Annotated in this window: 13 protein-coding genes; all 13 read left to right on the top strand. The window is 36.4% G+C overall.

The features are described 5' to 3' along the window. Window positions 1–82: 82 nt before the first annotated feature. The 13 genes from PN497_RS08940 to PN497_RS08880 all read left to right on the top strand — a co-directional run bounded on the left by PN497_RS08940 (window position 83) and on the right by PN497_RS08880 (window position 12,149). A complete protein-coding gene (locus PN497_RS08940) occupies window positions 83–952 on the top strand; it encodes a bifunctional DNA primase/polymerase (RefSeq protein WP_334310634.1) in 870 nt (289 codons plus the stop codon). 9 nt (window positions 953–961) lie between these two features. Next, the gene (locus PN497_RS08935; protein ID WP_096573031.1) at window positions 962–1,429 is read left to right on the top strand and encodes a hypothetical protein; all 468 of its coding nucleotides are present in this window, start codon (window positions 962–964) and stop codon (window positions 1,427–1,429) included. Window position 1,430: 1 nt separating this feature from the next. After that, entirely contained in the window at window positions 1,431–1,865 is a 435-nt protein-coding gene (locus PN497_RS08930) for a hypothetical protein (protein WP_096573032.1), read from the top strand. Beyond that, window positions 1,865–2,611, top strand: a complete 747-nt coding sequence (locus tag PN497_RS08925) for a hypothetical protein (RefSeq protein WP_096573033.1) — start codon at window positions 1,865–1,867, stop codon at window positions 2,609–2,611. The genes PN497_RS08930 and PN497_RS08925 overlap by 1 nt, the downstream gene beginning before the upstream one ends. Beyond that, entirely contained in the window at window positions 2,590–3,297 is a 708-nt protein-coding gene (locus tag PN497_RS08920; protein ID WP_096573034.1) for a prokaryotic E2 ligase family D protein, read from the top strand. Before PN497_RS08925 ends, PN497_RS08920 begins: the two co-directional genes overlap by 22 nt. Next, window positions 3,294–3,905 (top strand): Mov34/MPN/PAD-1 family protein, encoded by a 612-nt coding sequence (locus PN497_RS08915; protein WP_096573035.1) that lies wholly within the window; start codon window positions 3,294–3,296, stop codon window positions 3,903–3,905. Before PN497_RS08920 ends, PN497_RS08915 begins: the two co-directional genes overlap by 4 nt. Before the next feature lie 238 nt (window positions 3,906–4,143). Continuing rightward, window positions 4,144–5,001 carry a ThiF family adenylyltransferase gene (locus PN497_RS08910; RefSeq protein ID WP_272109953.1) on the top strand — a complete coding sequence of 286 codons (858 nt, stop codon included), beginning with the start codon at window positions 4,144–4,146 and terminating at the stop codon, window positions 4,999–5,001. 147 nt (window positions 5,002–5,148) lie between these two features. Continuing rightward, window positions 5,149–5,466, top strand: a complete 318-nt coding sequence (locus tag PN497_RS08905; protein ID WP_096573037.1) for a hypothetical protein — start codon at window positions 5,149–5,151, stop codon at window positions 5,464–5,466. Between the two features lie 221 nt (window positions 5,467–5,687). Next, window positions 5,688–5,993: a hypothetical protein gene (locus PN497_RS08900; protein ID WP_096573038.1), complete on the top strand. Its 306-nt coding sequence runs from the start codon at window positions 5,688–5,690 to the stop codon at window positions 5,991–5,993. Between the two features lie 279 nt (window positions 5,994–6,272). Continuing rightward, on the top strand, window positions 6,273–7,706 hold the full coding sequence (gene dnaN, locus PN497_RS08895) for a DNA polymerase III subunit beta (RefSeq protein WP_096573039.1): 1,434 nt from the start codon (window positions 6,273–6,275) through the stop codon (window positions 7,704–7,706). A 232-nt stretch (window positions 7,707–7,938) separates the two neighbouring features. Continuing rightward, window positions 7,939–9,222, top strand: a complete 1,284-nt coding sequence (locus PN497_RS08890; protein WP_272109952.1) for a DNA polymerase III subunit gamma/tau — start codon at window positions 7,939–7,941, stop codon at window positions 9,220–9,222. A gap of 174 nt (window positions 9,223–9,396) precedes the next feature. Next, window positions 9,397–11,055, top strand: coding sequence for an IS1634 family transposase (locus tag PN497_RS08885; protein ID WP_096573040.1), 1,659 nt, complete (start codon window positions 9,397–9,399; stop codon window positions 11,053–11,055). A 755-nt stretch (window positions 11,056–11,810) separates the two neighbouring features. Next, the gene (locus tag PN497_RS08880) at window positions 11,811–12,149 is read left to right on the top strand and encodes a hypothetical protein (protein ID WP_096573041.1); all 339 of its coding nucleotides are present in this window, start codon (window positions 11,811–11,813) and stop codon (window positions 12,147–12,149) included. The last annotated feature ends 12 nt before the right edge of the window (window positions 12,150–12,161 follow it).

Here is a 12,161-nt window from a genome sequence, read left to right as displayed (position 1 = left end):
TAGGTTTAATAACTTTTCTTCCCTTTGCAACCCCAATCAAAATTAAAACCCATGCTGAAAAAAACCACAAACCCAAAAACTAATTGATACCCTAAAACTACTCCCCCCACACTGGCCTATCATCCCCACTCAGGGAAAAAGACCATTAGGGTATCAATGGGAACAACACCCCTGGTCTCCTCAAACATTGCTGAACCAACTCCAACAATCTGAAAAAGTCCCAGTCAGAAACCGCTATCATGGTTTTTACACAGTAACCCCCACAGGTATAGGTCTCCTTTGCGGTCAAAACTCCCAGGAATTTTTAATCGCCATAGACTGTGATGGATACAGCGCCCATGCAGCAATTATCGCACATCAACCACTACCGACCACAGTTGCATTTACATCAGGACGACCAGGACGAGCGCAATACTTACTGAAATTGCCAGGTAACAATCATCTTCACCTCAAATCCCGCAAAATCACCACCGCCCCCGGTGAAGTTTTAGAATTTAGAGGTACTAAACTACCATCAATACTTCCCCCCAGTATTCATCCACAAACAGGTTATTATCGTTGGCTGAGTGGTTGTCGTCCTGACCAGATCGAAATAGCGATCGCACCATCTTGGGTAATCGAACAGATGACCAAACGTGCGAAATCACCAAAAAGAGATTACCACAAAAACAGTAACTTTTTACCAACAAATCCAGAATTTACAGGTGAGGATACAGAAACAGCACTGTTACTACTGGAAATTATTCATCCTCGCTTTGCAGATAAATATGATTCATGGATCAAGGTGGGAATGGCTTTGAAATCAGTCAATCCTACCCTGCTTTCTGCTTGGAACGAATGGAGTCAGCTATCAGCTAAATATACACCAGGGGAGTGTGAATACAAATGGCAATCTTTCAGGAAATGGGGTATGAATATGCAGATTTTACACCGTTTAGCTAATCTTTCCTAACTACTAATTATGTCAAAAATTGAAAATCAACAAATTGTGGATGCAGATATTGAAGCTGACGATAACGATGCTGATGTCACCACCTCATTCACAGAAACTGATGTTGTTAATGTAGCCTTTGAAAAAGAAGATAGATTTGATTTTGACAGCAACACTATCATCTTAGGCATCCAAATTTTACCAGCAAATCAACACGATTTACGACAAGTGTTTATCACGGCTGGAATCAAAGGAGAACCACCAGTCATGCAAGTTAGTACACTGCATGAAATTGAGGAGTATCCAGTAATAGCTGGAGTTCTCACAAAACTAAAAGCTATTTTACCACAAATAGCAGAAAAAACCCAACAAAAAGAAGCTCAAAAACAAAAAATATCTGTCAACCAATCAGAGAATAACAAAATTGTCAATCCTCCTGATTTACCACCAACTAATCCTCAGAAGACCAACCCATCTAATCAATTAACACTGTTTTAATATGCCTTACATTTTGATGATTGAAGGTCAAGAAATACCCATAGCTGATGAAATTGCAGCTACTGACGAAACTCTCCGCAATGCCCTGACACCATTCTACCCAGAAATTGCTCATGCAGAAATTACGCGAACAGATAAAGACGGAATTACCCAAATTCGCATGGTCAAGAAAGCAGGTACTAAAGGTTTAGGTGATATCCTCCAGACTCTAATTACCAGCGAACATCAATTTAACCCAGCTTTACTATTAAGCTGGCAAATCAAAATGTTAGAAATTCAAGGTCATTTGAATATCGAAAACCTGCTGTTATTACAAGATGAACTTGAAACAGCAATTACCACTGGGAGAGAATGGCAAACTGAATTAGAGAAGAGTTTAAATATTCTCAAAAAATCTCCTTCTAGACCTTCACAAATACCAATTTCCGGCTTCTAATGCAGTCTCAATATCAATTGGCTGCTGAATCTTTGAAAAAATACCAGATTCCCCAAACTGTACAAGAGGGGATTTGGTATTTAGAAGAAATCAGCGAACAAATTAATTACCTCATTCTCTACAAAGAACTATTCCCCTGTGAATGGTCATCTTCAACAACTCCCTTGAGACAACATTCATATCCCAGTGTTTACAGTGACATAGAAATTGAGTTTTTAGAACTGGTAAATGAGTGGCTATTTACCATAGAATACCACGAAGATTTTCGGGGATGCACAGAAAAATACACAGAAATTCCCGTTTATTCCCAAAACACAGATTGGTGGGAAATGAGTTTAGAAGAACTCAGTTTCACAGAACAATTTCTATTATCAATTATAGGTTATGGACATCCTCAAGAAGATTGGCATTCTTGCTTTGGTTTCATTCCTGATAAATTGGTGACTGTGGATAAAATCAATTGGGATAAACTTTCATCACTTTGTCAACAAACAACATCACCTTTGTCTCTACTTTATGATGTCATATCTATCATTGACCACAGCACAGAATGTATTTGGTTAGATGTCACCCATGCAGAATATGTCTCTTTTGAATGGGAACAAGAAGTGCTGAAATATTTAGCCGAACAATGGCAATTATGCCAAACATATTGCCAGAAAATGACAGAATTTTCAGAATGGATTGAATCTTCTATTGACCATAGAAAACAGGTAGTCAAACTATGGAACAAAGCACAGAACTAGCTAACGTTTTACCTCAACTCAACATTGGTGATATCTCACATTCAATTATCAACCAAACTACTCATGCAGAAACACTAGCACATCTGTTATTTCTGCCAGGACAATATCTGCTAGTTTATAAAGAAGGAGAAACAACAAATTACAAATTTATTGCTCCTGCTGCATTGAGAGAAGCTTTTGCTGCTGAACCCATTGACTCAGGTTATTTACCAGCAAATACCGTGAGGTGGGGAAGATGTCACAAAGGAGAATGGTTAGTGCAGTTTTATCCACCACAACGTTATTGCATCTCCTTAGAAAATACGACTTTTAAAATACCTATGCCGGGGTTAATATTTGCCGGATATAATCGTCAATATTGGATTTGGGCTATTAAGAAATTCAAGCAAAATTCTCCCCTGTTTTATGCACCTTTACCAAACGTGATGGAGAACGGTTCTATCTGTTTTGGTGAAAATTCTGTTCCCCATTGTTCCCCTGAAAATATCATGCAGGTGTGGCAATTATTTTGGCATAGTCCTTTCAATCAAGATTTTGTGCAGGGTAAGTCTAAATTATATCCTGAAGATGTGCGATCGCTTCTATATCAACTACATCATAAAAACTCTAAAAGATACCCCACACGGGATTTAGTGCCTTGGGGTAACAAAACCATTACCACTGCAATTGAAGAGATTATCTCATGACTATACCTGCGCTCATCAATTATCAATTTGCCACCAGCACCGACTTACCACCGATAACAGGCAAAATGATGGAATACTGGGTAGCTGGGAACGGAGTATTTGTCCGTACTGCACGTCAAGGACTATCTGCGTGCTTTCCTATCAATCAATGCAGTATTCGCGGTTTACCCCATCTTACACCTTATTTTCACCTGCAATATCCCTTGGTTTCCGCTAAATTAACGTTGCAAATTTTACAGTTAGCTCAAAATGTGGGACACCAAGAAATACTCTTCTATCTCTGCTTTACGGACGGGGAGTGGCATCTGCACACCCCAGAACAAACTGCCACATCTACCAGTGTAACTCCAGTAGAGGCAACCAGCTTATCATATCAGACTGCGATGATTGAAGTACACAGTCACCACAGTATGAGCGCAGAATTTTCTGCAACTGACGATGAGGAAGAAGCTGGAAAGTTTAGAATCTTCGCTGTTTTAGGTGAGATTTTCACTAATCCCAATATTTGTGTTCGGTTGGGTACATACAGCCACTTTTGGCACATCCCTGCTAACTGGGTATTTGATTTACCAAGCTGTATCACATCCAATTCAGTAGCATCTACATGATTACAGCTATTTTCAGGTAAACCACAGTTTTTGTTTCGCGCAGAGTCGCAGAGGAACAAAGGCGCAAAGGAATCAATGTGTGGTTTAAATAGTTGAAAACGGCTGTAAATAACCACAGAGACACAGAGAACGCAGAGGTAAAAATTCAAGGAATAATACCGTTACAAAATGGATTTGATGTCACAGATATTACACCATGATGAAATTAGACCTATCTTTTGCTCATTCTGTCCCGCTTATGCTTCCTGCACATAATCACGTTGAGTTTATAATTGTGGGTGCTGGTGGGACAGGGGGTTTTTTGGTTCCGTCGGTTGCTAGACTGATGCTGGAGATTGAAGCAAACAGCAATAAAACCACTTCTTGTATAGTTGTGGACCCAGATATCATTGAACCCAAAAACATTCCCCGGCAGAATTTTCAACAGTCTGAGGTTGGGTTATACAAAGCGGAAGTTCTAGCAGCTAGATACAGTTTAGGATTGGGAGTGCAAATTAGGGCGTTGGCGAAGCCCGCCGAAGGCATCGCTAAACCATTCACAAAAAAGATTGTATCAACCAAATGGCGCAAGTTAACAGTTGTTATCGGTTGCGTAGATAATGCTGCTGCGCGTGCTGAAATTAGCAGTTGCTTAGACCAAAATTACTCAGGTTCTCTACCACAAATTTGGTGGTTAGATTGCGGTAATCATGCTGTTTCTAGTTCCGGACAAGTAGTGCTTGGTTCTACTAACCAATTTACCTTAGAAGCTGCTTTTGATAATCTTCAAAAACCTAACTTTTGTTTTAATCTTCCCAGTCCTTCTAGACAACATCCAGAACTGCTAACCCCATTACCTGAAGAATCAAATTCAACAAGTTTATCGTGTGCTGAAATTCAAGCACGAAACCGCCAAAGCTTATTTGTTAATCAACAAGTAGCTGTTATTGCTGCGGAGTATTTACTGGCATTAACATTAACTGGAAGTTTGAGAAAATTTGCAAGCTATTTTCATAATACTACAGGTTCTTGTCGTTCACTATATACCTGTGTAGATTCTCTGCAAAAGTTTACAAATGACGAAATAATTTCATCAAGTCGTTCAATTTCAGTTTAGCACTACAGGATTAAATCACTTTCGCTGACGCGCTTCTTCCTTGGAGAAATTCAAGGGAGAAGATTATTTATAACATTTACAAAAATCCTTGAAACTCTTATTTTTATGTATTTTAGGTCTTTGTAACTAACCACAGAGATAAAACCAATGATCAACATTATCAGAGTACAACTTAGTGCTAGTGGATGGACTCTCAATATCCTTTCACCCAGAGTTGCTACTATCACCAGTCCTTTGGGACAAAGAAAAGTCACATATTTCGGTTTTGAAACTGAAGAAAAAGCAATCCAATTTAAACAATGGCTAGTTGAAAATACTACCAATTCCTCTAATTATGTAAGAAAAGCAGAACGATTAAGTCAAAAATGGGAATGTAAATGTTGGAATGTACCAACAGAGTTGATTATCCAAATAGCCGAACTTGATATAAACCAACAAACCCAGTTTCAAAATCAACAGAATTAGTTAAAATAATAAACTTTTGAAAGAAAAACCACTAATTTATTATGCGCTACGCGCCAAGTATTTGATGATTTTAATCAGAAGGTACAATCTCTTTTTTTAGAGAGGTTTTCCCAACTTTAAAGAGGTGTATAACCATAGAAATATGGTATACATTAAACGCTTTCATCGTCAATTCTATCATCATACTTTCTTGCCCAAAATTGTACAATCTCTATCTAAACATGAAAATATCTCATTCATTTACGGCCAATATTACCAAAGACACTTATGTCAGTTCATACAGCAATGGTAATAATCAATCCTGTTCATTTTTTGCAGATGGAGAAACAGTGACAATAAATTTTAATACTGATTGTCTTCACCAAGTACGAGAAACTATTAAAGCTCTTCAACACATTTATCAATCTCTTTCACAACAACGACAACAACAACTTACAGATGAGATTGAACAGTTAAATCCTCATAATCTCATCCCAGTTTCTCCATGTCATAACGGCAAATCTCACACATTAGAAATAGGTTCATAAACAAACCTTTTTTATTGATTTACACAATAATTTGTAACGACATTACCACTTCAACCAAAGCAGAAGATGAAAAATCGTAAAAATTGAGAAATTTTCATCTGTAATAAAACGCTAACAACTTTTATGCTGATGGTTTTTAGCGATTAATTGGAACTTACCAAACATGAATCACAAAAAATAATTGTCCTGTATACAAAGTACAGACTGAATCAAGGTGTTTAGTGACAAACTAAGCACCTCTTATTTCATTACTTCATTGACATCAAAGAACCCACAATTATGAAATTTACCATTTCTCAGAAAGAACTAGCTGATACCCTCGCTGTGGTTAGTTATGCTGTACCTAACAAACCTCACCATCCTATTCTCAACAATATATTGTTGGTTGCTGACCAGCAAGAACAACAAATTTTAGTTACTGCTTTTGATTTAAGTTTAGGAATTCGAGTTCAATGCAAATCTAGAATAGAACTAGAAGGTAAAATTGCTTTACCCGCTAAATTATTCACCCAAGTAATTTCTAGTCTTCCCAAACAAGATATTACTCTGGAAATTGTAGATAATGCGGCAATTATTACTCACTCTTGCGGTAAATGTCGCATTCAAACAGTTAGTCCTCAAGAATTTCCATCTTTACCAGAAATTGAAGGTAAGAATATTACATTACCAGCAATTAAGTTATTACAAGCATTAGAAGCAACATTATTTGCTGCTAGTAATGATGAAAATAAACAAGTTTTAGCTGGAGTTCATTTTCAATTTACTAATAGTAGTTGGGAAGCAGCAGCAACAGATGGACATCGGTTAGCAGTTGTTTCTGGAATAATAGAAACGGATGAACAGTTAACAGAAACTACACAAGGTAATGTTGATTCAAATACCGTAGAAATCACAATTCCTCAACCAACACTCATAGAATTACAAAAGATTCTGGGGACTGTAGGAGATAACAGCGAATGTACTATTAGCATTGACAATAGTATTGCGGTGTTTACCTTACCCACTATCCAAATTACCACCAGATTATTAGAAGGAGATTATCCCAAATATTCAGCTTTAATTCCCCGACAATTTCAACATCAAGTTATTGTTGATAGAAAATTATTGGATCATGCTTTAAAACGAGTGGGAATTGTAGCTGACCAAAAGAATAAGATTGTCAAAATTATCTGTGATTACCAGCATCAACAAGTAACTTTATCTACTGAATCTTCAGATATTGCTGGTGCTGTGGAATCTTTGAATATTAAACCCCAAGATGATTATCAGCAACAATTAGTCATGGGTTTTAATATCAAATATCTGGAACAAGCTCTCAAATTTATACCTACAAATGAGGTCTTGATTCATATCAACCAAACTACAACTCCTGTGGTTATTACTCCTGTTGATGGCATTCTCAATCAATTAATTCTGGTGATGCCGGTTCAACTTATTAATAATAACAGCACAGCAATGAAAGAAGATGCTGCAAATGATAACGAGGAAGTTGTAGCTACAGAACATATTTCCTCAACAAATGAAGTGAATGAGAAAATAAATGTAGCTGCTGAAGCAGTGGAAACAGAAGAAGATGTCAAAGATAAAAATAATGTGATGAAATCTGATTCTTCTTTACAGAAAAACACAGCAGAAACTAAAACCAATTCTCGAAATTCTGCCAATTCTACTCCTAAACCTAGAGGAAGGAAAAAGAAAGTCGCTGCTGCATAAAATGACTGAATCAAAAATTGCAGTGGTTTAGATTTAGCAAACCAAACCTCAATACTTGTCAGTCAAAAGTTCTGCAAATATCCCTTCAACCCTAATTCCTCTGTGTACTCTGTGTCTCTGTGGTTCGTTACATCAAATCTGTTTTAACAACCACACCAAAAATTACTCACACCCCAAGTTTATTAATGATAAATGAGCTTGGGGAAATTCAATATATCTACTTTTGAAAAATATGACATACCAACCATTTCACCTGAAATATCGTCCCCAGTCTTTTGCTGAACTTGTTGGTCAAAGAGCGATCGCAACTACTCTCACCAATGCTATCACATCCCAAAGAATTGCCCCGGCGTACTTATTCACTGGACCCAGAGGTACAGGTAAAACTTCCAGCGCACGCATCTTTGCTAAATCTCTCAATTGTCAACATGGTGATTTTCCTACTCCCACACCCTGCGGCCTGTGCAATTCCTGTACCAACATCTCCAAAGGTTTATCTCTGGATGTTGTAGAAATAGATGCTGCTAGTAACTCTGGTGTTGAAAATATCAGACAAATTATTGATCGTACTCACATTGTACCTGTCAATAGTCGCTACAAGGTGTTTGTTTTAGATGAAGTACATAGCCTCAGTTCACAAGGATTTCAAGCTTTACTCAAAACTTTGGAAGAACCACCAAAAAATGTAGTGTTTATCCTCTGTACGACAGAAATTCACAAAGTTCCTGCAACAATAATTTCTCGTTGTCAAAGGTTCGATTTTAAAAGAATTGGTGTTGAGGATATGATACAACACCTCAACCAAATTGTGAATGAGGAATTAATTGATATTACTCCAGAAGCATTACGTTTGATTGCACAAATTTCTTTTGGTTGTTTGCGGGATAGTCAATGTTTACTGGATCAATTGAGTTTACTAAATATCATCATTGACCAAAATTGGGTATGGGAAATGGTGGGAAATGTGCCTGAGTATGAATTGCTAACAATAGTAGAAAGAATTGCTGAAAATGATAGCGATTCCGTAATTAATATTATTCGGAATTTGTTGGAATGGGGTAAAGAACCTTTAGTAATTCTGCAAAATCTCACCAGCTTTTATCGAGATATGTTGATTGCTAAAACATCTCCTAGCAGTAAAGAAATGGTGATGTTAACTGAAGATACTTGGCAACAATTGTGTAAAATAGCTAAAAGTTGGGAGACTACAACTATTTTAGCAGGACAGCAGCACTTGAGACAATGTGAAGTACAAATCAAATTATCTACTCAACCACAGTTATGGTTAGAGGTTGGTATTTTGGGTTTACTACCTGATGCTAATTCTGTTAATTCCAGCAATTCAAATCAATTTGGTTCAATTTCTGAAAATCCACCTTGGACGAATTGGAAAACACCTACTGATGCTATTGTTTGGGCGCAACATAAGTTACCAAATATGAGTATTGAATCCCACATTCCGCACCCTCAACTGTCACAGATCAAAAAAGCCATTAAAGTAGTACATAATAACTAAAGGTAACTTAAAAGTTAAGAGGCTTAATGAGAGTAAATAGTATTAAGCTGGGTATGGAGTGAGAAAGTGAAACTTCGTAACGGGACACAGAGAGAAGATTCAATAGGAAAAAAATGAATTGATAACAAAACAATAAATGAGAAAATCACAACAGAAGTAATAGAGGAAGCTGTTGTGAAATTAAAACCTCAAGAAATAGAAATTCAGAACATAGACCATCTAGGGATAGTAGCAGGAATAATAGACGCGATAGGAATAGTAGAAATAATAAATGAATTAATAGGAGTCGAAAAAGGCGAAAAAGTAAATGCAGGTCAAGTAGTAAAAGCCATGATAATAAACGGTTTAGGATTTGTCTCCAAACCGTTATATATGTTTCCCGAATATTTTGAAACAATAGCCTGTGAACATCTAATAGGAACAGGAATAAAACCAGAATATCTCAACGACGATAAACTGGGGATAGTCATGGATAAACTATTTATCAAAGGATTAGATACAATATTTTTTATCATTGCCTTAAAAGCAGCACAAAGATTTGGAGTATCACTATCAACCTCACATCTAGACTCATCATCAATGCACGTACATGGGCTGTATAACACTAGCTTACCAGAAGTAATATTTGAGAGTCAAAAAGTAGGAGATAACCAAGAATTAGAAGAATTAGCAGTAAAATCACCCAAAGAAATCACCATCACCTATGGTTATTCTCGTGACCACAGACCAGACCTAAAACAGTTTATCATAGAAATGATATGTTCAGGAGATGGAGACATCCCCATATTTTTGAAACTAGCATCAGGAAATCAAGCTGACTCATCATGCTTTGGTAAAATAGCAGTAGAATATCAAAAACAATTAGAAGTTAATAGTCTCATCGTTGCTGACTCGGCTTTATATACAGAACCAAACCTAAAAATGATGTCAGAATTACGCTGGTTATGTAGAGTACCATTAAGCATAAAAGCCGTAAAATCATTAATATCAACAATCCCAGAATCAGAATTTATTGATAGTACAATACCAGGATATAAATTAACATCGAAAACAGAAAATTATGCAGGAATAGAACAAAGATGGCTAGTAGTGCAAAGTCAAGAAAGAAGAGAATCAGACCTGCGTAAGCTCACCCAAAAAATTACCAAAGCAGAATCAAAAGCTGTACAAGAATTGAAAAAGTTATCACAAGAAGAATTTGCTTGTGAAGCAGATGCTATCAAGGCATTATCAAAATTATCAAAACAGTTTAAATATCACCAAATTAACGAAAGTAAGGTTACTCAAGTCAAATCTAAGACCAAAGATTTTCCACAAGAAATATCTTACCAAATATCAGCTACAGTTTCCGAAGATGAAAGTAAGATTAATACAGAATTGCTGAGTGCAGGGCGGTTTATTATTGCTACGAATGTTTTAGATTCAAAGGAACTTAGTGATGATTCTATGCTCAGTGAATATAAAGCCCAGCAGTCATGTGAAAGAGGGTTTGGTTTTCTCAAAGACCCATTATTTTTTGCCGACAGTATTTTCCTCAAAAGTCCTGAAAGAATAGAGTCTCTGGGAATGATTATGGGTTTATGTCTACTGGTTTATACTTTGGCTCAACGTCAAATTAGAAATGCTCTAAAAGAGTCTAAATCAACCATTAAAAATCAATTAGGTAAAGCAACTGACCGCCCTACTTTACGCTGGATTTTTCAATGCTTTCAGTGTATTCATTTGGTTACACTCAATCAGGAGGAACATATTTCTAATTGGAATAAAGACAGAGATTTTATCTTGCGTCTTTTACCAGATGATTGTTTACGTTACTATCAATTATTCACCTAATTATTATCTCTATTAATTTAATTTCTATGAGTGAAAATGAGCTAATTTCTTTGATTTATAGCTCAAGTTTACTATGTCTACAATTTTGTTTTTTGCTTCAACTTATTAGTCTAATTTATAATCTCTATCTTAAATATCTTCTTTTATTTATCTATTGACTCCTCTTGGTAGTATTCATTCTTATTGCTCCTTATTGAGAATGGGTTTTGATGGCATTTTTGGTATTTTTCTTTTTCAACAATGTATTTTTTCGCTAATATGTGATTTTTTAGGCTCAGTTTCCTTTCTTATTTCCGTAATTTCTCTATGTGCCAGATCAGGGTGCGGAATGTGGGTTGAATCATTGCAAGAATATTGGAATTCATTGATTCCAGTCAATGGAAAGAAAGCTCCTGTTTGGGTGGAAACTGTACAACAATTAGCGTCTTCTCGATAGATATTTACAGCAGTTTTTGAAGAAATTAGGTACACATTTAGCGGGCAAGATGCCCGCACCACAAGAGTTTGATTATTTAAGCTTGTACCTCTTTTGAATGAAATATGCTGTATCAATTAAAGGTTTACCTATCTCTTTCCTTTTCTCTTGTCTTCTTCTCTTTCCCTCTTCCTTCGTGTTCTTCGCGTCTATCCCTACGGGACGCTTCGCGAACGTGGTTCATTCAATCAGTATTTTTCAAAAGAAAAGGAGCAATTAGTTATTCGTAATAACTCAGTCTATCTATTTCAAATTATTTGTTACCATTGGAGTAATAGTCATGCAAATATCTTGTCAATCTAAAAGTGGGGAATCATGTACACAAAGTTTAAACACTTTAGAAGAATTATGTGAATTTATCAAAAATCACCCGGTATCCTCTTACAATTTCCACATCAATTCTGTGATTTACCAACTGTTGAAAATAACAACCTGTGAATGGCGTGAACATCCGAAAATTCTCCTGAATGTTCAAGGAAAAATCTTACCTCAAGAACTGACGATTACACATTTAGACGACTTTCACTATTTCTTATCTCAGTACCCGTCACCACAATATTTACTGGAAATCAATTCTGCACTTTTCAAAATGCAAAAGATAGGAACTATTGGTAAGTAACCAACACCAAAA

This window comes from Sphaerospermopsis kisseleviana CS-549, assembly GCF_028329225.1.
In the GTDB taxonomy this organism is placed as follows: Bacteria; Cyanobacteriota; Cyanobacteriia; order Cyanobacteriales; family Nostocaceae; genus Sphaerospermopsis; species Sphaerospermopsis kisseleviana.
This window is presented reverse-complemented; position numbering and strand designations above follow the sequence as displayed.